19 protein-coding genes are annotated in these 21,240 nt (G+C 53.3%); 5 read left to right on the top strand and 14 right to left on the bottom strand.

Annotated elements, in window-relative coordinates:
- Positions 1-8: 8 nt before the first annotated feature.
- The 4 genes from CA13_RS09795 to CA13_RS09785 form a co-directional block, all read right to left on the bottom strand.
- Complete coding sequence (locus CA13_RS09795) at positions 9-665, bottom strand: potassium channel family protein (protein ID WP_146395925.1); 657 nt, start codon at positions 663-665, stop codon at positions 9-11.
- A 56-nt stretch (positions 666-721) separates the two neighbouring features.
- Positions 722-2,044, bottom strand: a complete 1,323-nt coding sequence (locus CA13_RS09790) for a TrkH family potassium uptake protein (protein WP_146395923.1) — start codon at positions 2,042-2,044, stop codon at positions 722-724.
- A 153-nt stretch (positions 2,045-2,197) separates the two neighbouring features.
- Positions 2,198-2,392, bottom strand: coding sequence for a hypothetical protein (locus CA13_RS34965; protein ID WP_419194135.1), 195 nt, complete (start codon positions 2,390-2,392; stop codon positions 2,198-2,200).
- Between the two features lie 38 nt (positions 2,393-2,430).
- Positions 2,431-3,417 carry an aldo/keto reductase gene (locus CA13_RS09785; RefSeq protein WP_146395921.1) on the bottom strand — a complete coding sequence of 329 codons (987 nt, stop codon included), beginning with the start codon at positions 3,415-3,417 and terminating at the stop codon, positions 2,431-2,433.
- A gap of 262 nt (positions 3,418-3,679) precedes the next feature.
- Here CA13_RS09785 and CA13_RS09780 point away from each other — a divergent pair, with 262 nt between their 5' ends.
- Complete coding sequence (locus CA13_RS09780) at positions 3,680-4,609, top strand: glycosyltransferase family A protein (protein WP_146395919.1); 930 nt, start codon at positions 3,680-3,682, stop codon at positions 4,607-4,609.
- Positions 4,610-4,643: 34 nt separating this feature from the next.
- On the opposite strand, the gene CA13_RS09775 is transcribed toward CA13_RS09780, so the two are convergent.
- The 5 genes from CA13_RS09775 to rpsL all read right to left on the bottom strand — a co-directional run bounded on the left by CA13_RS09775 (position 4,644) and on the right by rpsL (position 9,606).
- Positions 4,644-4,952, bottom strand: coding sequence for a carbon storage regulator (locus CA13_RS09775; protein ID WP_146395917.1), 309 nt, complete (start codon positions 4,950-4,952; stop codon positions 4,644-4,646).
- A 354-nt stretch (positions 4,953-5,306) separates the two neighbouring features.
- The gene (gene mtnA / locus CA13_RS09770) at positions 5,307-6,323 is read right to left on the bottom strand and encodes an S-methyl-5-thioribose-1-phosphate isomerase (protein ID WP_146395915.1); all 1,017 of its coding nucleotides are present in this window, start codon (positions 6,321-6,323) and stop codon (positions 5,307-5,309) included.
- A gap of 31 nt (positions 6,324-6,354) precedes the next feature.
- A complete protein-coding gene (gene fusA / locus CA13_RS09765) occupies positions 6,355-8,448 on the bottom strand; it encodes an elongation factor G (RefSeq protein ID WP_146395913.1) in 2,094 nt (697 codons plus the stop codon).
- Positions 8,449-8,630: 182 nt separating this feature from the next.
- Positions 8,631-9,101, bottom strand: a complete 471-nt coding sequence (rpsG, locus tag CA13_RS09760) for a 30S ribosomal protein S7 (protein ID WP_146395911.1) — start codon at positions 9,099-9,101, stop codon at positions 8,631-8,633.
- A gap of 139 nt (positions 9,102-9,240) precedes the next feature.
- On the bottom strand, positions 9,241-9,606 hold the full coding sequence (rpsL, locus tag CA13_RS09755) for a 30S ribosomal protein S12 (protein WP_145420219.1): 366 nt from the start codon (positions 9,604-9,606) through the stop codon (positions 9,241-9,243).
- 327 nt (positions 9,607-9,933) lie between these two features.
- Here rpsL and CA13_RS09750 point away from each other — a divergent pair, with 327 nt between their 5' ends.
- On the top strand, positions 9,934-11,217 hold the full coding sequence (locus CA13_RS09750; RefSeq protein WP_146395909.1) for a hypothetical protein: 1,284 nt from the start codon (positions 9,934-9,936) through the stop codon (positions 11,215-11,217).
- A gap of 170 nt (positions 11,218-11,387) precedes the next feature.
- Here the strand turns inward: CA13_RS09750 and CA13_RS09745 are convergent, their stop codons facing one another.
- From CA13_RS09745 to CA13_RS09730, 4 genes are all read right to left on the bottom strand, one after another.
- A complete protein-coding gene (locus tag CA13_RS09745) occupies positions 11,388-12,131 on the bottom strand; it encodes a hypothetical protein (RefSeq protein WP_146395907.1) in 744 nt (247 codons plus the stop codon).
- Positions 12,128-13,072: a formylmethanofuran--tetrahydromethanopterin N-formyltransferase gene (gene fhcD, locus CA13_RS09740; protein WP_419195102.1), complete on the bottom strand. Its 945-nt coding sequence runs from the start codon at positions 13,070-13,072 to the stop codon at positions 12,128-12,130. The genes CA13_RS09745 and fhcD overlap by 4 nt, the downstream gene beginning before the upstream one ends.
- Positions 13,051-14,700, bottom strand: a complete 1,650-nt coding sequence (locus tag CA13_RS09735; RefSeq protein WP_146395903.1) for a formylmethanofuran dehydrogenase subunit A — start codon at positions 14,698-14,700, stop codon at positions 13,051-13,053. The genes fhcD and CA13_RS09735 overlap by 22 nt, the downstream gene beginning before the upstream one ends.
- A 113-nt stretch (positions 14,701-14,813) precedes the next feature.
- Entirely contained in the window at positions 14,814-15,563 is a 750-nt protein-coding gene (locus tag CA13_RS09730) for a hypothetical protein (protein WP_146395901.1), read from the bottom strand.
- A gap of 114 nt (positions 15,564-15,677) precedes the next feature.
- On the opposite strand from CA13_RS09730, the gene panB reads away from it, so the two are divergent.
- The 3 genes from panB to CA13_RS09715 all read left to right on the top strand — a co-directional run bounded on the left by panB (position 15,678) and on the right by CA13_RS09715 (position 18,018).
- Positions 15,678-16,535 carry a 3-methyl-2-oxobutanoate hydroxymethyltransferase gene (panB, locus tag CA13_RS09725; protein ID WP_146395899.1) on the top strand — a complete coding sequence of 286 codons (858 nt, stop codon included), beginning with the start codon at positions 15,678-15,680 and terminating at the stop codon, positions 16,533-16,535.
- 120 nt (positions 16,536-16,655) lie between these two features.
- Positions 16,656-17,363: a 6-phosphogluconolactonase gene (pgl, locus tag CA13_RS09720; protein ID WP_419194134.1), complete on the top strand. Its 708-nt coding sequence runs from the start codon at positions 16,656-16,658 to the stop codon at positions 17,361-17,363.
- Positions 17,364-17,373: 10 nt separating this feature from the next.
- On the top strand, positions 17,374-18,018 hold the full coding sequence (locus CA13_RS09715) for an RNA polymerase sigma factor (protein ID WP_146395897.1): 645 nt from the start codon (positions 17,374-17,376) through the stop codon (positions 18,016-18,018).
- A gap of 3 nt (positions 18,019-18,021) precedes the next feature.
- On the opposite strand, the gene CA13_RS09710 is transcribed toward CA13_RS09715, so the two are convergent.
- Positions 18,022-21,012, bottom strand: coding sequence for a hypothetical protein (locus CA13_RS09710; RefSeq protein ID WP_146395895.1), 2,991 nt, complete (start codon positions 21,010-21,012; stop codon positions 18,022-18,024).
- Positions 21,013-21,240 lie beyond the last annotated feature (228 nt).

Below are 21,240 nucleotides of genomic sequence, written 5' to 3'. Positions count from 1 at the left end.
TCGTCGCTTTAAGGCAACTCGGCGACGCGGGCGAGTGTTTCGTCACTGCCAGCTATCAGTAGCGTATCACTGTCTTTTAATTTGGCGTCTGGGTCGGGGGTCGACGAAATGGTGTCCTGCAAAATATCGTGAAGTGCAACCACCGTGATCTCGTATTTCTGTCGCAGAGCCAATTCGCGAAGCGTATGTCCTTGCCACGCCCCGGGCACCGCCATCTCTTGGATGCTAAATTCGTTGCCCAGTCGAACATGATTTAACACCGCTTTTCCGCCCATTCGTGTCCCTAAACTGATCGCCGATTCACGCTCGGGGAAAACCGTCTCGGTCACTCCGATACGGTCCATGACACGGGCGTGGTCACGCGAGTTCACTTTGACATAAACGTCCGCAACATGTAGATCTCGCAATGACATCGTCGCCAGGATACTGGCGGTGATATCGTCGCCAGTGGAGATCACAGCCGCATCGGCTCCTTCAGCCCCAAGTCGCTCAAGCGTTGCGATGTCAGTTCCGTTTCCCATTGCGGCTTTGGTAACATTCGACGCGATTCGGTCCACCGCATCGCCATCGAGGTCGACTGCAATCACTTCGGCGCCGTTAGCCGAGAGCGCCTCTGCAACGCTGGCACCAAAATTCCCCAGTCCAATCACGACGTAACGTTTCAATGGATTGTTCCCTTGTTCAGTTCTTCGTTAATCTATTTTTTTCCAACGGCAGCGTACTAACCAATTGCCACATCTTCATAAGCATATCGGAAATTGGCTTTGCGACCTCGGCCGATGACGAGTGCCGAAGCCAACATGAGAGGGCCTACGCGACCGACAAACATTAATACGATTGTCACGAATCGTCCCAAGTAGGAAAGCTCCGACGTCATTTGCATCGACAAGCCAACGGTGTTGAATGCGCTTACTGCTTCAAACATTCTTGCTAAAAAATGCCCGCGTTCACCAGCGATCTCGTCCGTAACGGCCAACGCAAAGACGCTGATGGTCATCAACATAAACGCAACCACCATCAAGCCGCTCGCTCGCTCGACCGTATCGTCGGGAATCGAACGGTTCGCAAACAGGGTCGTTTCATGACCACGAATTCGAGACCATGCCAGCAGTACGACGAGGGCAAACGTGGTCGTCTTCATTCCGCCGGCGGTCGAACCAGGAGATCCGCCGACGGTCATCAGCAGGATCGTTAAAAAATTCGTACTGTCCGAGGCGACCGAATAATCAATTGTGTTAAACCCAGCCGTTCGTGGTGTCACACTTAAAAACATCGAGTTGAAAAACTTGTCAACCAATGACATTTGGCCGAGCGTCCCGTTCCATTCAAAAGCCGCAAACATTGGCCAAGGCAAAATCAATAGAGCCGCTGTTACATAGAGCACCAAACGCGAATGCAACGACAAGTGATGAGGACGCGTTTGTTTGCGAGTTCGAAACGCTAGCCACGATTCTTCCATCGTTATAAAGCCAATTCCGCCCGCAATGACAAGTGCCGAGATGATCGTGATCGTCAGCGGTGCACTTTGAAAACCGATCAGCGAATCACTATGGGTCGAGAAACCGGCGTTACAAAACGCACTGATTGAATGAAACAATGCGGGCCACCATGCTTGGTCCAATCCGTCACGCGGTCCCCATGCACAAAGTAATGCAATCGTACCAACAAGCTCGATCATGAATGTGTATAAGACGACGTCTCGCGTCAAATGCCGAACGTTCACGGTGGGGCTTCCGCGCCGTGCTTCGTACGTTAACGACTCGGTACCAAGCGATAACCGAAAACCAAGTACTTGGATCACCAAACTCGTGAACGCTAACATGCCCAGCCCGCCAAGTTGAATCAGTAACAACATGAAAGCTTGACCGCGAAACGTGAACTCGGTTGCTAGATCTGAAACCGACAATCCGGTCACGCAGACGGCACTGGTAGCCATGAATAGCGAATCCGTCAAGTTCAATCGCTCGCCTGTGCGAATGCCAGGCAAGAACATCAGCCCCAATGTGCCGACGGTGATCAAGAACAAAAACGAACCAACAAACATTTGCGGCGGAGAGACTTTCCGCCAGAATATTTGGTTGCCTTCAAGCGAGGTATCCCAACGACCCCGGGTCCGCCCATGTGCGGGCGAGATTCGCGTTTGGGATCTCCAAGACGGCTTTGTGGACGATTTTTTTTTCAATGTCGTTCCGGCTGGCTACAAACAGAAAAATCCCGCGTCAGAACCACGTTGCTGGCCCGGCACAAGCGGATCACACGAAATCGTCAGTTCTGGTAACTCGCTGGCGGACGGAATTGTAATCGACTTTGCGATACCGGGGAGTAACCCATTGAACGCAAGCTGTTCGCAGACGTCATTCAATATCAACGATGTCACGATCAACGATGTCACGTGTTCGGATGGCGTATTTTGTACCGCTACGCGGAATTTTATTTCCCCGAATACCAAACGCCTCGTTGCCAATTGTGGCGGTGTAGGTGTGTGACCATTTCGCTTGGCAAATCTCGCAATTGACTCGTTCGTGTGTTTTGTTCGACTTGTTTCACGTTGCGCATCCCGGCGATGACGGTGCTGACTTCTGGCCGTGCCAATGCGAATTTCAAAGCCACGTCGGCCATCGTGTAATCTTCGCTAAGACCGAACGACTCGATGTCTTGGCGGATCGCTTCGACTCGCTCTGTTGTGCGTCTCATCCGGTCGCCCTCGAAATAGCGGTGGCGGAAGTCGTCTTCGGGGAATACGTGATCGGCGGTGTACTTGCCCGTCAACGCCCCTTCGTCAAGTGAGACGCGAACGATCACGCCCGTTCCCGTTTCTGCGGCGACTGGCAGTATCTGAGCTGCGGCTTCTTGGTTAAATAAATTGAATATCACCTGAACAACATCGACCAATCCATTTCGCATTAATTGAATGACGCAGTCCTGGTCCTGCTCAGGAGTGCTGACGCCGATCAGGTTGATTTTTCCTTCGTCACGGAGTCGATGTAGCACCATCAATGGCTGAGGGTCGTCGTTCCAGGCTCGTGTCCAGGTGTGTAGTTGAAGCAAATCGAGTCGGTCGACGCCAAGGTTATTTAGCCTCTCGTTAACGTTGGCTCGCAAGTAAGCAGCGGAGTAGCGGTCTTGCCAACGACAATAGGGGCTGGGTGGCCATGGCCCTTCAGCGGGAGCCGTCTTGGTGGCAACAAAAATCGACTCGCTTCGGTTTTTTAGTACTTCACCGATGATTTGTTCACTATGTCCGTCGCCGTATCCTTGGGCCGTATCAATGAAGTTGACTCCACGGTCGATCGCCATGTTCAATGCCCGCATCGATTCGGCATCCTCTTGTTTGCCCCATCCGCCACCGATGGCCCATGCACCAAAGCCAATCTCGGAAATTTGGGGGCCTGCGGTTGATAGCTGTCGCGTGTGCATCAATATGTCGCTTTAAAAAAGAGGGCATTGGGTTGAGAGGATGTTGGCCAACTGATCCGAAACAGCGCGACTGAAAATATGCCGATTGGGTTGTTGATTCGAATCGCCTATGAGTAAACCACAAATCTTTCCGCGCCACTTGGTGCGAAGATCTCATCTGTGACGGTCTTTCTACCGAAAAGTACTTAGAACGACGACCCTATCGTTTCGGTCCGTGAAAGCTGGCGCACAGATGCTAGCATTCTTTCTTGTAGGTGATTCGGTGCCAAAGACTCCTCTCACTGCTCGGCTTAGTATTGTAGTGCCCGTTGGTAAGGACACGATCGCTTTTGAAACCAGTTTGATTAGTGTGCTTGAGCACAGGCCAAGTGGTTGCGAAGTGATTGTCGCTCATGACGGCAGCTACGATGATCCCTTTGAACTTAGCGACGAAGTCCGATTTGTAGTGAGTGACACTTCGGAGGTATCGGGTTTGGTCGAATCCGGAGTCGAATTGGCCAAGGGCCGTTTCATTCACGTGATTTCCAACGGGCTCAAAGCGACTTCGGAGTGGGTCGATGCGGCACTCGAAAAGTTCGAGCACCAAGATGTCGCGGCGGTTGCGCCCGTGGTTCGGCAAACTCGGGACGGTGAAATTGTCGCTCTTGGATGGCACGATCATGCTGGTCGTTTGTGTGACCCGTCGTGTGCAGGTACGACTGAGGTAGACCGCCCGCAAGCGATGCGGACAGACGGTGTCTTCATCGACGCCTCATTTTGGCGCAGTGACGTGCTGCGAAGTGCCATGCATTGCTATCGAGGCAGCAACCTACTGGAAGCTTCCTACGCGGCTGGATTGGCCTTGAAAAAAGCAGGTTGGCGGTCGGTTAGCGCTGACGGCAGCGATTTGGTCTGTGAAGGTTTCACGCCAACTTGGAATGTCGCCTCTTTTACTCGCGGGAAACGATTGTGGGCGATTCGTCAGTCGATCACCAAAGATCGTAGAGCATTGCGAGATGGAGTACGCTCGGCGATGAGGAACCTAGCAAGCCCCGATAGGTTCATCGAATCACTTGGCCAGCTTTCAGGAAAATCAGTCGTCGCTGAAATGCAACGTCGCGTTCATTGGGACGAGATCCGGGAATTTAGCTCGTCAATCAACGTGATTCCAATGCGGGGTCAGAAATCGGAAGCCTATCGCCGTGCCGCTTAAAAAGAGCGGTTTATTCAAAGCTGACGGTTCCTCTTCAACGGTCGGCTTGGCTAGCGACCGAGACGCTTGAGTCGTGCATGACTGCCATGCCCGTCGACGCGAAGCTGCGTCCCATCTTGGTAGTATCAACGTAGTCGATTGAGGGCTCTCGCAGTTGCAATGGTTTCGACTGTGGTTGCATCGGCCGTGATTCTTTCGGCTGCAATTCTCCTCGTACCACACGTACGTCTTTTGGAGCATCGATTCCAATCGCGACACGATTTCCGGCAAGACGATTGATCGTCAAAACAATGTTGTCGCCGATTAGTAGTTGTTCGCCTTCTTTTCGACTTAATACTAGCATTTGATTACTTCCTTGTTTTCCTTGAACTGACTTAAGAATTAATTTAACCGTAATCGCAAATGTTGTACCAATGAGTCTCGCTTTGCCTGTTTTGGTTCGATATTGAATCGTTTCATTAACAAATCTTCGCAAAAAGCGGTGATTTGTTTTTTTGGGTTCTGATTCTATACGTTGCCAAGGCTTGGGCTGTTTGCGCTGTCGTTGGTCACCCGATACCGAAATGAACTCCAAGTCTCGTTTTGAGACATTGTTGAAGGCCACTCTCGGCTCGACAAGAGAAGTATCAGCGGTGCGTGTGACAAGTCTGGTCACTCGACAGTGAATTTTTTAAGAAAAGCAGAAATCTTTCCTGCTTCACGCGAAATGCTTTGCTAGCTTTTCGTGGTTTGGCTGCTCGACAACACCTCGCTCGGTCACAATGGCCGATACCAATTCTGCTGGTGTCACATCGAACGCAGGGTTCATTACATCGGCACTCGGCGGGACGAGTGTGACACCGTACGGTTCAGCAACTTCACTGCGACTTCGCTGCTCGATCGGAATCAAATCGCCACTCGCCAGATTTGGGTCAAACGTACTTGAGGGCGCGGCGACATAGAACGGTACATTGTGATAGCGGGCCAAGATCGCCAGCGGATACGTTCCGATTTTGTTTGCAACGTCTCCATTGGCAGCAATGCGATCCGCACCGACGATCACCGCATCGACGTTGCCGGTACGGAGCAAGCTTCCCGACATTGAATCGGTCAAAACCGTTACTGGAATTCCCGCTTGTGACAGTTCCCATGCGGTCAGGCGGGCTCCCTGCAGAAGCGGTCGGGTTTCATCGGCAAACACTTTGAGAGTGTGGCCTGATTCATACAAATGATAGATCGGGGCCAATGCCGTTCCCCAAACCGATGTCGCTAAGCCGCCTGCGTTGCAATGGGTCAAAACGCATTGGGATTTTTCCAACAGACTCGCTCCGTTTCGGCCAATCGCTCGGCACATTTCGCGATCCTCGTCATGAATCGTTTTTGCTTCGCAGAGCAAACTATCGGGTAGTCTCTGATCGTCATCGGTGCTTGCGATGACGTTTCGCATTCGGTCGAGAGCCCAGAATAGATTGACGGCCGTTGGACGGCTTTGGGCCAATCGATCGATGGCTTTCAAGTACGCATCGCGGCTTGGCTTGTCGGATGAGTCTCGAGCCAAACAAACGCCGTAGGCTGCGGCAATCCCTATCGCCGGAGCACCACGAACCACCAACCGCAAGATGGCGTCAAACACCTGTTCGACGGTCCGGCATTCAAAGGTTTCCAATATCGCAGGTAGCCGCGTTTGATCAATTAGGATCAACGTGTCATCGGCAAAAGAAAGCGTTTCGGTCATCGGGTGCTGGCTGTGTGAAGTTGCATGAACATCAATACGAAAACGCTTCGGCGTCTTCTTTGGGAGCTGCGTGGTAGCTGAAGGGTTCCATGCTGCTGCCGGCTCGGCCTTGGCTTAGGCTTCGCACCGCGCTGCTGTAGCCGAACAGCTCTTTTAGTGGTGCGTGAGCAGTGATCACCGTCATCGCTCCTCGCGTTTCCGTTGCTGCGATGATGGCACGTCGTTGTTGTAAATCGCCTACAATTTCGCCCATGTAATCTTCGGGGGTGGTGACTTCGACTTTCATTACTGGTTCAAGTAACAGGGGGCCAGCCGCTTCCAAGCCGCGGTCGAACGCATCCCCGGCCGCGATCCGGAACGCGACTTCGTCGCTTCCCTCTTCATGGACCTCTGCATCCACGGCTTCGATCTTGACGCCCGATAAGGGGAACCCGGCGATCAAACCGCCACCGCCCGCACGCTCGCGCAACTCTTCGATCGCGGCGGCCCGCGTGTTGCCTTGAAGTGGGCACTCCGGAGGCAATCGGTCAAATACCAAAACGGGGGCCGAAGGATCTTCGAGAGCCGAGACGCGGACCGTCAAACGAGCAAACATATTCGTTGCACCGATTTGGCGATTGCATTGGCCGACCACTTCGGCATCACCACCAATCGTTTCGCGATAATTAACACGCGGCTTATAGAATTTCACGTTCAAACCAAAGTCACGTGTCAGGCGATGTTGGATCACCTCAAGGTGCAATTCGCCCATGCCGCTAATTAGCATCTGGCCAAGTTCCGCATTCTCGACTGCTTGGAAGGTTGGGTCTTGTCGCTTGAGCATTTCGAGCGTCTCTTCTAGCTTTTTGCGATCCGCCGTGCTTTCGGGTTCGATGGCCATCGACAAGACCGTTTCGGCAAACTTGATGCTGGGTAGCTCGATCGGTGCTTTTGTATCACAAAGCGTGTCACCAGTGATGGCAAACCGAGGCCCAATCAGGCAACAGATGTCGCCCGCGCCCACCGCATCAATTTGTCCATCACGATCCTTTTTGGTGGCGTGAATTTGCCACAATTGGGCGACGTTTTCTTTCTTTTCGCGGTTGGGGCACTGGACACGCGAATTTTGTTTGAGGACACCGCTATAGACGCGTACCCAATAATTGTCGCCTGTCTTGGCGGGCAAAATTTTGAATACCAATCCGCAAAACGGTTCGTTCACATCGGGTTTGCGAACCAGCTTCTTGTCCTGCTTTTTAGGGTCGACTCCTTCGACGGGCGGGATATCGAGCGGACTTGGCAAAAAGTTGCCAACAGCCGTCATTAACGGCTGCACGCCAATCCCATGCAGCGCCGATCCGCACAGCACGGGTTGGACTGTCATATCGATACAACCTTTGCGAAGTGCCGCAATGATCATCTCTTTTGGCACTGGCTTTTCTTCCATCGCCAATTGCATTGCTTCATCGCTGAGCTCGTAAACCGCTTCGAGCATCTGTTCGCGCCATAGCGTTGCTTCGTCGATCAGGTCATCCGGAATTTCTGTTTCAGTGATCTGTTTGCCTTCGGTTTCCGGGTCGAACTCCAGCAACTTCATATCGACCAAATCGATCACTCCGCGAAACGGATTGCTGGTGTGCGGTGGACCTTGTCCCACCGGTAACTCGACCGCGACCGGGCGACCGCCAAGCCGAGGAGCGATGTCGTTAAAGACCGTTTCAAAGTCGGCTCCTTCACGGTCCATTTTGTTGATAAAGACAATTCGAGGCACGCGGTATCGGTCGGCTTGTCGCCAAACGGTTTCACTTTGAGCTTCGACCCCTTCGCGCGCGGAAAAGACGGTCACCGCACCATCGAGCACGCGAAGACACCGTTCGACTTCTGCGGTGAAGTCGACGTGGCCGGGGGTGTCGAGCAAGTTGATCGAATACTGTTGCCAGTTGTATTTGACACAAGCACTAAAAATCGTGATCCCTCGTTCTTGTTCCTCGGGGTCATCATCCGTGTCGGTTGTGCCATGATCGACCCGACCAACACGATGTTTAGCACCACTGAGATAGAGCATTCGCTCGGTGACGGTGGTCTTCCCAGCATCGATATGCGCGATGATGCCGATGTTACGAAGTTTGGAAATATCAGTGGCCATCGGAACAAAGGGGGCTTTAGAGAGTGGGTGAAATTCAGCGTTTAGGTTACACGCGCACTGCAAAAACCGCGACCCGGCAAATGGACGAAGTGCGGTGCGTTTCGTGCTTCAAAATGTCGCGCATGAAAAACCGCGACCCGGTTCTCCGGATCGCGGTCGATGAATTGGTTTGGACGCGTTTACTACCAAGCGAAGTGGGCGAATGCCTTGTTCGCATCGGCCATGCGGTGTGTGTTTTCGCGTTTCGTGTAAGCCGCGCCTTCCTTCTTGTAGGCGGCTAGCAGTTCGTCAGCCAACTTCAAATGCATCGGACGGCCTTTCTTGTCCCGGATCGCTGCGAGCAACCAACGAATCGCCAAGCTCTGTTGACGTGTGCGATTGACTTGCATTGGGACTTGGTAACTAGCACCACCGACTCGCTTGCTGCGAACTTCGATGTAAGGCTTGATGTTCTCAACGGCATCTTCGAAGATTTTGATCGGCTCATCGTCCGAGTTCCGTTTGCCGATTTCATCCAACGCGTCATAGAAGACTCTTTGCGCGGTGGTCTTTTTGCCGTCAAGCATCAAGCAATTGATGAACTTGCCTGCAAGCATCGAATTATGCTTCGGGTCCCCTTTCAAGGAAGTCCGGCTAGCTGTGATACGTCCCATAATTAATTTTGGCTATTCCGTTTTGGGTCGAGGCCAAACCGACACGATAGGATTTGGCAACGAAAGCGGTGAAATGGATCAAATGATGGATTGCTCGAAACGCCGAGGCGAAAGATCGTCGCGACAATTTCGCGAAAAACTATTTCTTCGCACCGTAGCGGCTTCGCGATTGTTTGCGTCCTTCGACGCCCAATGCGTCGCGAGATCCGCGAACGACTTGGTAGCGAACCCCTGGCAAGTCGCGAACACGGCCACCGCGTACCAACACGATCGAGTGCTCTTGAAGGTTGTGGCCTTCACCAGGAATATAAACGGTGACTTCTTTACCGTTGCTCAAACGTACACGTGAGATCTTCCGCAGCGCCGAGTTTGGCTTCTTCGGGGTCATCGTACGCACTTGCAAGCAAACACCCTGTTTTTGAGGGCATTTCTCAAGTACAGGCGACTTGCTTTGGCTCTTTTTCAGTTTTCGTCGCTTGCGGACGAGTTGATTAATCGTTGGCATAGAAGGTTTTGTGGATTTTACTACGTCGTTTCTTGGAGCAATTGAGAAGGGGCAAGTATCCGTTTCCACTGTATTCTGTCAATAGCTTCCGTGGGATTCGGCGTAGCGAAGCTGCAAAAAAGTGGATCTGGGCCCTCGATGGGGCGACTCCGTTAGGCTATCTGGCGAAAGAATGGCCGGCCGAGCCCAAGAAACGCTTACGAAAAACTGCCTAACCTTACCGTTTTCTATTGGAATGCGCGATTAGAATAGTGTGTCTACCTTACCCTGTTTGAACCTTTTGAACCCTCAATCGCGTCCGTCTCCGACCAGAACGGAAAGAAATCTATGATCCAAAACCTCTCGCTCCACTCGGTATTTTCACTACTTGGTCGTACCGCAGCACAACAGGCCGCAGCACTGAAGGCCGCAGCACTGAAGGCCGCAGCACTGAAGGCCGCAGCACTGAAGGCCGCGAGCTTTGCCGTCGCGGGATTGTGCTTGCTGGGCACATTTGCGTCGGATGTCTCGGCTCAAAGGGTTCGAATCGGCACTTTCGGCGGAGTCCAGGTTCGAGGTCCGTTTGTCGGCGTTGACGTCGCTCCTTGGGGGGCTGCGCGAGTGCGAGGCCCGTTTGGTGCTCCCTTTCCACCCCCCTTTCTAGCTCCTTATCCGACTCCCTATCCAACGACGCCCTTCACAGGCCCTGGGATCGGCTTCAGTTACGGTCCTTATTCGCCGTACTATGACCGTTTTGCACCGGTGATTCCTCGCGACTACGTCGATCGCGAATATGGCTATTCTGATGATGGGATCTACCCAAGCTACGGCGATCCGTCGCATCGAGTCCCAGGGTACAGTTACCCTGAATACGACTATCCCGATAATACGCCTGATTACAACTATCCGAACTACTCCGGCGACGTGATCGCTTCGGCCGTTCCCCGTCCTGGACCCGATTTCTCTGCGGATTATCCGCAATGGGCCGGTCCGGTTAACGGTAGCGGTGTCCCTGGCGAAGCGATTTATCCGCCAATTTATCCTCAAGGTGGAATGAATCCTCACGTCTCGGATACGACACTCGCGCGATCGGCGGCCCAATTAGTTGATGGTTTGGCGGCCATGGGAGACGAGGGCGAGGGTTGGGCGAACTATTTGGCTCCCCGGAAGATCGTGGATTGGGTTGACGCGGGGTCTCCTCCTTCCGATCTGCTCGCATCATTGGTGGCAAATTACGACGGAGTCGTTTCCAATCCCGAGCTTGGTTGGATTTCCACTTTGGCTGGTTTCGCCGAGACACGTCACCAATTGCATTTGCGTGTGGATTCTGCCGCGAGTTTTTATAGCCAACCAAGCGCCCAAACGCCAAGCAAGCAGACTCAAAGCCAACCCACTGAGCGTGACGATTCCGAACCATCGACGTTGCCCGCCCCAGAGCCCGACCCGCAAACCAACGCTGGTGCGCATAATGATCATGAGGACTCGTTGCCGGCAACAGACAAGACCGGCCAACCGACTTTAGCCGAACCGATCAAGCCAGCCGATGGGCCAGCCGATGGGCCAGCGGGCAAGCAGCCAGCAGATAAGGGAAGCGATACCGAATCTGATTCCCAAGCGGACACTGGGATCTAGTATTGGCATTAGGAGATGTTTTTGTTCTCGTCATGATTTTCGATGCTGTGTCCAGTTTCGGTTTTACGGTCGCGGGCAAATCCGAAACGGATTGTCGACAAAGCACTCGTTTCAATCCGGAGGTTTTGTGGCGTTGGCAAATAGAAGTGTTGCGATCGAGGCATTCGTGTTTAGTATCGCAACACAATCATTTCGCCTTGGCCGCCGACTGCGAAGTCACCGCGAACCGACGCAAAGTGGGTTTCCCTAATCTGGTCGAGTAATCTGGTAATCTCGCTGAGGTCGACTCCAACGCTACCGAGCGTCTGCAATTCTTCCTGCCATTGTTTTTGCATCAGCGAAAAGAAAGCCGTTTGAAATTGGGTGGGCTTGCCAAACCGTTTAGGGCACAAATCGGGAAGCTTCGATAGGCACAGCGTGCCCCGACGCATCGCATAGCCGCAGTTTCTTCCAACCTCGCCCGCTACGATGATCGTACCGGCGACCATGTGTGCAGCTAAGAGATTGCCTACCGATCCGTTGATTGCGATTTCACCCCGACGCATTCGATGGCCCACGGCGTCGCCCGCGGATCCGCTGACGATTAGCCGGCCGCCCGACATGCCCGCTCGTCGAGCACCCGTTGGTGCTGCCAAATAATCACCGACATCGCCACATACGATTGTCTGGCCGCGTTGCTGTGCCGATGCAATGTGATGAAAGTGGGAAAGGTCGCCCTCGAGCCGGATCGTATTATTCTGGTTCGATTTCTTGACCAAGAACAGGTCACCTATCGAGCAAATTTCTTTGCCAATCGACAGTGGAATCGCCCTCACTTCATCAATCGCTTTGCCCTTGAAAGTGTCCAAATGGATTGGTGATGCATCGACATCCTTTTCGACTTTCGGTTTCAGTTCAAACGTCCATCCATTCATCCAATCACCTCGATCAAATGATAGTGGTGTCTTCCCAAATTTCCACCAAAATTTCCTGCGGTGATGCGCCTCAGTGTGCCATCTTCGTTGCTTTGGCATGCTGCAAAAATGCCTGCTCGCATGGCGTCACGAATCGCAGCATCGGACAAGCCGTCGATGACAATTTCCATTGCCACCGTCTCAGCGTCGCGTAGAAGCGAGGCGGGACTGGTTTCACGTAGCGTTGGGCAATACGCGTCATTGGTCGATGCAAAGAGTGTGGCGTATTTTGAACCTACTTTGGAACCGCTTCGCGTCACACCGCCTGGGAATGGCATGATCACACTAGGGACGTTTCGCATCGCTTTAACAGCCGCGCGGCAGCCTCGGGTGACTGAATCGACGTTCTGACCTAGCAGGATAATATTTCCGCCACCGATCCCATCCACTTGAGCAACGTCATGGTCGCAAACAAATTCGCCATCCATGACCGGAATTCGCCAAAAACGCCTGCCCTGGATCACTTTGCTGATTTGGTGGCCATCCCCAAAATAACGAAGAGCCTTTCCAATCGGAATCCGCTGCTGCGACTTGGGCGTCGTTGCAGCGATGCCAGCGTAAAGGGCCGACGTGGGGCACGTTAGGACACACTGGCCGGCGCGACGTGTGATTTGCTTTTCCATCTCTTTGCTAGAAACCGCAAATGCGAGAATCGCCGCTCCCGGTCGACCGTCAGGCGTTCGCTCAGGCTCGAGCGGTTGTTCCATAGCGATTTCGATCCCGCATGCGATCACGCTGGTGCCAAATCCCGTCATCGCGGCAACCGCATCATTCACCCATTGTTGGTCGTCCGCAGTAACGACAAGCCGAGTCGCCTTCATGTCAAACGCTTCGGCATAAGTTGGCTCAATTTGGACTCCGTTGATCGTGACCGAATCGCTCATGCCAAGTTGCCTCGCGATCGAACTGCAGCTTGTTTTTGTGGCAGACTCCCTAGAACGCCTTCCATCTCATCATCACTAATGACCAGACGTTCCAATTCCATTGCTCCAAATTCACGGTAGCGAGCCGCTAGCAGTTTGACCGAGTTAGGATCGAAAGAAACGTCTGCGGTATGAGTTACGGATCCCAGAGTTTTCACATCAACCGCACCAGGACCACGCACCGTTTGGCCATGTTTGATCACGTATTTCGGCGTTGCGAACATGCTTTCGACATTTTTATGATTCTCATAAACGACCACGTCCGCAGTGGCACCACTGGAAAGCCGCCCAAGATCAGTCAAGCCAAGGATGTTGGCGGGTGCGGATCGAGTCATCGTCGCAATTTCGCTGAGCGTGTACTCGCGATCCATCCCTGCGAGTTGGCTAGCCGCCCGGGCTTCAGGATGGATTTCCGCCAACGCCGTTTCGCGAAACGAGCGGTCACAGAGTAAACGGATCAAATGCGGATAGGTCGTAAACGGTGCTCCGTTAGGGTGGTCGGTCGTCAGGAAGACGCGGTTCGGATCTTTGACCATTAGGAACAATTCTAATCCGATGGCCCACTGCAGCGAGTGCACAAATTGACGTCGTCGGTAGCGAAATGGCACCACACCACAACCCGCTTCGCATTCGATATCCAGCAATGCTGATTTACGAGGTTTGGCATAACGTGTGTTCGCAAATTGGTGCATCGAATCGGCACTGATTGTCGTGGTTTGGCCAAACATGACCTGGCCCACGTCGATCGTGACATTGGGGTGCTTCTCCATGGCTGCGACCAATTGTGAAGCCGCCGATGACATTTGGTTCGGCCCCTCGTTTCCGTAGCAGTGGAATTGGGCGTGTGTTAGATGAATTGGCAAGCCGTCGGCTGCTTCGATCGTTGCAATTGTCGATGCGATGTTCCCAGGGACCCCCAAATTGCTGCAGTGAATGTGTAGTGGATGAGCCAAGCCGATTTCATGGACCGCACGACATAAACGGCGGATGATCGTCGACGGAGTTACACCGTACTTTGGATGCGGCGTGTCGACGTCGAAGGATCGTGCATTGAATTTAAACGCACTGATGCCACCGGGGTTGACGACCTTTACGGCAATGCACTTGGTTGCGGCGACCATGAAGGCGACGTAGTCGTTAATGATCAATTGGGGTGAGTTTTTGGCCAGCAAACTCAGTAGCAAGTCATCGTTACCGATCAAACAATATCCACCCGTGTCGATGCCCGCGACGTCTGCCATTTCAGCATGTGCGGCGCGTGCGTTGCAAGGGATCACGGCCGGTTCAAAGCAAGTCGTGTATCCCATATCGAGATAGCGACTGCCGACAACACCGGCTGCTGGTAGAAACGGGCACAACGCTTCGCTGTCGCGTGGGAATTGGTCTTGCAGCAGCATTCGAGCTAGCGTCAATTTCCCACCACCGATGTGGGTGTGCAAATCGATGCCCCCGGCCATGACGATGCAAGTTGTGGCATCAATCGTGTGATCCGGGATTTTGCCAAGGGGCGAATCCGTGATTCGATCGTCATTAATCCACAAATCGCCAACCGAATCGAGATCCGAGGCAGGGTCGATTCGATGGCCACCGACGATACGTGTTAACATTGCGTGTGTTTGCTATTTCGATTTATGAATACGTCAGTGTCGGTTTGCTCGGTTCACTCTGTGCTGGCCGCTTCGGATTCTTTGTCCTTTTATTCTGCTTTTTCTTTGCGATCCTACTCTGCTTTTTCTTTGCGATCACGTGGCGATTTTCGCTCCGGCTTGGCATCGATGGAATTGGGGTCACCATACACCCGTTGGGTTGTGATCGTGATTCGTTCGGCTTTCACGTTTGTTTCATCCGGCGGTTGATAGAATCCAGCGACAGAAACCGAGTCGCCAGGTTGCGCTAAGGACAAGTTGTTGAACCGGATTCGGAATTTCACGTTCTCGGCCAATTGGGCACGTACTAGCATTTTTCCAGCTTGCACGGCCATGATTCCGTTGCCCATGATTCCCATCGGGACACCGACAATTTTGTAATTTGCGATTGGCTTGGGAGGTTTGTTTTTGGCGTGGCGGTCACCATGTACCCCCGGTGTAAAGTCCTCTTGCTGACTGCCCCGCAATTGTTTCGTTGGAATCGGTTGGATGATTTCCACTTTTTCAATTGGTGCTTGTGGGTTTCCCGCCAAATCAAACATTCCCGAGAAACGAACTAGCATTCCACGGCTGATAAATGCAGGTTTGGCTTCGGCTGAAAAAACGAAGGCAGGTAATTCATCGGGAAGTTGCACCATGACATCGGTCCCGTCGTCCTTCGTAACGGTCAATACGCCCGGTTGAAAGCTTTTGAGTTTTCCTTTGATGTTGGTCACCATGTTCGCGCCGGTTTGCTGCGTCTGAGCGAAGGATGGGGCGGCGATAAAGAGGGTGAGAAGACACACAAATATCGGTTGCATCGGCGATGAAAAGCATTTGCACATTTTGGTGTTTCCAACTTGGATAGGTTTGCCCGGCTTGGATAATCTTAATTGTACGGTTAGCTTGAATGCTTGTGAGCCTCCCTAAGCTGCGAAAATCGAACGAAACTTGCACTGATGAGTGACCCTGTGCCCTCCAAGCCGAAACCATCTGAGCCAGAACCATCTGCGCCGAAACCACCCAAGCCGATCTCGCGGGTAACCACGCGGACACTTCAAAAGATCCGAGATCGTGGCAAAACGATCTCGATGTTGACAGCTTACGACTATCCCACGGCAGCCATTTTGGACGAAGCGGGTATCGACATTCTGCTAGTCGGCGATTCGTTGGCAATGGTGGTCCAAGGCCATGAAACGACGCTTTCGGTGACGATGGATCAAATGTTATATCATGCCGAAATGGTTGGCCGCGCCGCTCGGCGCGCCATGGTTGTGGTCGATTTGCCATTCCCCGAAGGCCAATTGTCGATTCTTCGTAGTGTCGAATGTGGTGCTCGCGTGCTGAAAGAAACGAACTGCCACGCGGTGAAACTCGAAGGAGGTGCCGAGCAAGCCGAGCGGATCGAAACGATGGTCACAGCAGGGATTCCCGTGATGGCTCACGTGGGACTTCGGCCACAGAACGTCCACGTCGAAGGAGGCTACCGAGTGAAACGTGAAGTGGAAACCTTGGTCGCGGATGCCGTTGCCGCCGAGAAAGCGGGCGCGTTTGCGGTTCTAGTCGAATGTGTTTCGGTCGAAGTTGGCATGGCGATCACCGAAGCGGTTAAGGTACCAACGATTGGAATCGGGGCGGGGCCTTCCACGACCGGACAAGTGTTGGTAACCAACGATCTCGTCGGATTGACGTCGGGTTACTCGCCAAAGTTTGTCCGCAAGATGGCGGATGTTACGGTGACACTTCGTGAAACGGCAACCAAGTATCGCGAAGCAATCGCCGAGGGTAGCTTCCCCGGTGAAGCAGAATCGTTCTGAGCCGATCATCCATTAAAAACTTGCCGTTGCGGTGGCTTCCGCGTCGCGGCGTCCAGTGCCGAAAAATCACGCTGCGGCGAGCGTGGCAGTGAGAACAACCTTGATCAATCTTTCTCAACCATGATGAAACCCTATATCCAACTCACGGACCTGCACCAAGCCGCAACTGACGCGTTTTGCGATTTGGCGAATCAATGTATTGCGTCAAACGGTCTTTTTCGTGTTTCGCTATCGGGCGGTTCGACGCCGAAGCGGTTGTATGAAATGATCGCCCAACGCGATCTCGATTGGACTCGCATTCATTGGTTCTGGGGGGATGAACGCAATGTTCCTTCGGATTCGCCGGATAGCAATTTTAAGATGGTCCGTGAAGCGATTCTTGACAAACGGAAGGTGCCGCAGGCGAATATTCATAACGTGCCCGTGAACGTGGATGATCCTGCATCGGCAGCCCTCGCATACGAGCGGACGCTGCGAGAGCATTTTTCCGATCAACCGATGCCTGCTTGGGATTTGGTGTTACTCGGAATGGGCGACGACGCGCATACCGCATCGCTATTTCCGAGGACAAAGGCGATCGATGAATCGTCGCGGTGGTTCGTCGAGAATTGGGTCGAAAAATTTGATGCCTTCCGCTACACGTTGACGGCACCGGCAATCAACTCCGGAAAGGAGATTTGGTTTTTGGTAGCGGGCGATTCTAAAAAAACAGCGCTTGCCAACGTGTTTTCGGAGAACCAACGTCCAAACGAATACCCCTCCCAATTGATTCGCCCAACACGTTGGTTTGTTACTCAGGACGCTTGCCCTGATTCGCTAGTCCGTTAGTATTCACTATATGACGGATTCTCCCAATATCGACGCCGAACTGATTGACCGTATTCGCCAAGGCGATGGCGATGCATGGCAAGCATTGATTGATCGCTATGAAGGCCGGTTGTTAGCGTTTGTGAATAGCCGGATTCGTGACCGTGCGGCGAGCGAGGATATTGTCCAAGATGCTTTCGTCGGCTTTTTGATCAGTTTGCCAAATTATGACGGAACAAAGCGATTGGAGAGTTATCTGTTTTCGATTTGTGCCTACAAGTTAACGGACCATCTGCGCCGTGAAGGGCGTCGTCCGACGATGCAGATGCACCGTCGCGGTTCGAGTCATGCGGGCGACACCGATTGGGTGGGGCATGACCGAATGGCAAGTTCGATTGCCCGCAGTGTTGAGCGTAAGCAAATCGAGCGTGAAGCGATCCGTAGCGCGATTGCGGATCAAATCGACCGGTGGAAAAAAACGAATAGTTGGAGCAAACTACGATCCGTAGAATTGCTGTACGTCGTCGGGTTGGGCAATAAAGAGGTAGCCGAAAAGACTGGATTGAGTGAACAGCAAGTCGCTAATTTCAAAAGCGATTTTCAAATCCGGCTTCGATCGATCATTAGCCGGATGGATTTGGATGAATCGGTATTTCCAGAATTGTCAGATGGTTGATCATCAAGGGCTGGTTTCCACCGGTGAGGCAAGTAGATAGCCGGACCAGAACAGGGGTTCTTCGCCAGTCAATATTTCGCGATCTTCGTCCGCATTGGCCAGCAAAGGCTCGGCGTCGGGAACCAAGTCGCTGCGTCGGAGTACCATCTTTGCTCGGGTCCATGCTTGTGCCATTCCTGAAAACGGTAGCTCTTGGGCAAAGTCTCGCAGTGCAATCGCCGTCGATTCACCGCCGACTGCCCATCGACTGATCAGCACATCTCGCACTCCTGCGGTTTGCAGTGCCGCGAGCGTCAGAAATAGTTCGCGTCCGTCCCCCAATCGTCCTGATTCGGCAAGCGAACGGAAACCAGCCAACGAGACGGATCGGGGAACCTGAGACGGGAATCGCATCCATCCGCCAAGCGTTGCGCCTGAATTGGCTTTATCGTACGGCACGATGTTCATTGCGAATGGGACCTTGATATCCATGATTACCGGCGCCGCTACGATCAAATGCTCAACGGCTGTTCCTAAATACGGTGATGGTACTGTTGGTTCACCCGTCGGTAGCATCACGGATCCCTCGGTAGCGTCGACGATCGATTGCGCAATCGATTGATTGATATCCAATTCTCGCGGTGCGAAGAACCGGCTGGCGACCAACCCGACGGTTTGGTTTTCCGACGCTGCTGCGGCCCATTGCAGGGCCAAGCCCGGTGTGGCGGCATAGCGGATTTGAAACTTTTCGCCAAGCAAGGCTGGCGATGTCTCATCGATTGGCAACAGTTCAAAGGGCAAATACCAAAGCGGTCCATCGGGTACGATGATCAGCGAATCAAACGGTGCGTCGTGGAACGAACTTGGTTCCGGAAACAGAAGACGCATGATGGTCGCGGCATCTTTGCGCCATGAATCATCTTCGGGCAACTTTCCACCGCGACTCTTTCCGACACCAATCGATCTCAAAACCGATGTAATGCCCGCAGGTAAACGTCCGATCGGGGATATCCACGCATTGGTATTTCCGTCGAAGGTGAAGGTGGTATAGATGCGATTGTTTGAAACGGCAAACGTGACCATTGCCGTACCAGCGGGCAATTTTTCGGCTGGAGCTTTCGGATCCAGTCGCGGGGGCGTAAGTTGCGGCAGCGACAACCGGCTCAACGCAATCGTACTGGCGAGCGATTCTTGAACGATTCCCGCTTTTGTCAAAGCATCGCGGTCGAACTCCGCACCGGCGGGGACGCGTGAATCGAGAACGCTTTGGCGAAGACGATTGATCGCTGGAATACCCTTTCCTCGAAGTGCTACGGCATCAGCGGGCAAGGCGTCTTGTTCGCTTCGAGCCAAATGTCGGGCACTGGCGATACGTCCAGCCATCGGAAGCGTTTGCGAGAATCGTCCGGCGAGCAACGCGTCGCTGCGGGCGAGCACTTTGGAGCCGTCGGTCGACGCACCGGCAATGGCTAACCTAGCGTTCAATGCTGCCGATCGATCGATTGTCGAAAACGCCAACGCGTCGACTGGATCTCGTCGCCAAAGCGATTGCGGTGGATTGCTACTGTAGTATTCCAAGAACTCGTCACTTGAGGAAGTCCCGATTCGCGATCCAACCGCTTGCCCAATCAAGTTCATTTGGTAAAGGCTCGGCATCGAAACAAATTTGCGTTTGTTGATGTTGTTTTCGAAAGCAAACGACTGCATCGAAGCATATGCTTGATCCACTGTGGTGGATTTGCCAAAGCCAAAAGCATCTCCGCGAGCGGCAGCGAGCCGTGCGGCGACGTAGCCGCCATAAGCACTGATCCGAGGCTGTAAGACATCGCGACGATCGGCGAATGATTTCGCTTGACCGATTAACATGGTCGCGCCATCCAAGTCACCGGCGGTAATCGCGGCATCGGCGCCGGCGACAAAACTATGGACTGCGGCTAAGCGTGATTTGCGTGCCAACGCCGTCCCGACGCGTTCGGCTGTGACTCGGACAGCAACGGCTTCCTTTTCGGATGCGATTCCGGCAGCCAACTGCAACGCCTCGCCAATCCACTCAGGTTGTTCCATGGCGCCCGATGCGTGAACCGTCGCGAGAGCTCCGGCGAGCATCCCGTCGGCTCGATCCGATTCAGCTAACGCCGATGCTTGTAAGAGTAACGCAATCGGCGTGAGTGGATGAACGCCACCGCCGAGTGTGCCGTATTTGACGGTGTCATCTAAAGCACGTTTGTCGTCTTTGTTGCTGAACCGTGTCGATGCGCGAACACACCCAAGCAACGAACGAGCGATCGGTTGAGGGATACCGCCTGTCTTGATCGCTTCGGCCATTTCGGATGCAAGCGGATCGGTTTGAGCAAGCGGGCCCATTAAGATGCGTTTTCGGTAACATGCGATCGCGAGTCCTCGCATGATTTCGATAACGTCCAAGGTCTTGATGTTAAACTCTTCGATTGCACCGCCCCGTGCGATCGATTGTTCTGTCAAACGCTCACCCGAACTCATCTTCAAACGATCTGCGGTGACGATGCGATTGATGGCAGCCGCTTCGGGCCACAACCATTGCTGGGGCGAACGTTGGACACCTTGGCGAATGGCCGAGTCCCAATCGACGCGAGTTTGCCATCCGCGATGTCGAATCGCTAGCTGCAACGCCATGTCAACATTTTCACGGACCTTTGGCAAAGCACCGAGATGCCAATAGCACTCGCCTAGCATCGCGTAGACGGGAATCGCATCGATCCAACGCCCGTTGATATCGCGGCGCGTGCGGCGCAAGGCGATCTCAAATGCTTCGGTCGCGTCTTCCAAGTCGCCATCGCGATAGATTTCAAGTGCGGCAAAGTATTCTTGCGACGGGTACTGTCCGCGCGGTTCGAAGCCACCGAGCGTGCCGAAATTGCCTAGTCCGCCGCTTTGGGCGAAGCATCGACTTGCAGGTGCTAGGGCGAATAGGACAAGTAAAATCAGCAACCGATAGCGGACTGCCGGCGTCAAGCGATCGATCAAAGGAAAATCCATGATTTGCGTAGTTTCAGTCAGGAGCATTTACTCTATGGTAAGACCCAACAGGCATCGCGTCGATTGGATTCGAACAAACAACGAGCGGCATGTCCGGGTTTTGCCGGCATAACTGTTAAAATGGGTTGCAAGTTAGCATGGATAGCCTGATGCGGAAGATCAATAACATCACGCGTGGTGCGACTCGGACGCGACGCGATAGTGAGCGATCCACTATGGCGATGGGAC

This window comes from Novipirellula herctigrandis (genome assembly GCA_007859835.1).
Classification (GTDB): Bacteria; Planctomycetota; Planctomycetia; order Pirellulales; family Pirellulaceae; genus Novipirellula_A; species Novipirellula_A herctigrandis.
Note: the sequence above shows the minus strand (reverse complement) of the source record. Positions and strands in the feature narration are given on the sequence as shown.

Bases quoted from the DNA above. Each gene is read 5' to 3' on its own strand.
- CA13_RS09775 (WP_146395917.1), bottom strand. From the start codon at position 4,952: ATGCTAGTATTAAGTCGAAAAGAAGGCGAACAACTACTAATCGGCGAC.
- CA13_RS09710 (WP_146395895.1), bottom strand. From the start codon at position 21,012: ATGGATTTTCCTTTGATCGATCGCTTGACGCCGGCAGTCCGCTATCGG.
- CA13_RS09750 (WP_146395909.1), top strand. From the start codon at position 9,934: ATGATCCAAAACCTCTCGCTCCACTCGGTATTTTCACTACTTGGTCGT.
- rpsG (WP_146395911.1), bottom strand. From the start codon at position 9,101: ATGGGACGTATCACAGCTAGCCGGACTTCCTTGAAAGGGGACCCGAAG.
- mtnA (WP_146395915.1), bottom strand. From the start codon at position 6,323: ATGACCGAAACGCTTTCTTTTGCCGATGACACGTTGATCCTAATTGAT.
- CA13_RS09735 (WP_146395903.1), bottom strand. From the start codon at position 14,700: ATGTTAACACGTATCGTCGGTGGCCATCGAATCGACCCTGCCTCGGAT.
- panB (WP_146395899.1), top strand. From the start codon at position 15,678: ATGAGTGACCCTGTGCCCTCCAAGCCGAAACCATCTGAGCCAGAACCA.
- CA13_RS09715 (WP_146395897.1), top strand. From the start codon at position 17,374: ATGACGGATTCTCCCAATATCGACGCCGAACTGATTGACCGTATTCGC.
- CA13_RS09785 (WP_146395921.1), bottom strand. From the start codon at position 3,417: ATGCACACGCGACAGCTATCAACCGCAGGCCCCCAAATTTCCGAGATT.
- pgl (WP_419194134.1), top strand. From the start codon at position 16,656: ATGATGAAACCCTATATCCAACTCACGGACCTGCACCAAGCCGCAACT.
- rpsL (WP_145420219.1), bottom strand. From the start codon at position 9,606: ATGCCAACGATTAATCAACTCGTCCGCAAGCGACGAAAACTGAAAAAG.
- CA13_RS09745 (WP_146395907.1), bottom strand. From the start codon at position 12,131: ATGAATGGATGGACGTTTGAACTGAAACCGAAAGTCGAAAAGGATGTC.
- fusA (WP_146395913.1), bottom strand. From the start codon at position 8,448: ATGGCCACTGATATTTCCAAACTTCGTAACATCGGCATCATCGCGCAT.
- CA13_RS09730 (WP_146395901.1), bottom strand. From the start codon at position 15,563: ATGTGCAAATGCTTTTCATCGCCGATGCAACCGATATTTGTGTGTCTT.
- CA13_RS09790 (WP_146395923.1), bottom strand. From the start codon at position 2,044: ATGTTTGTTGGTTCGTTTTTGTTCTTGATCACCGTCGGCACATTGGGG.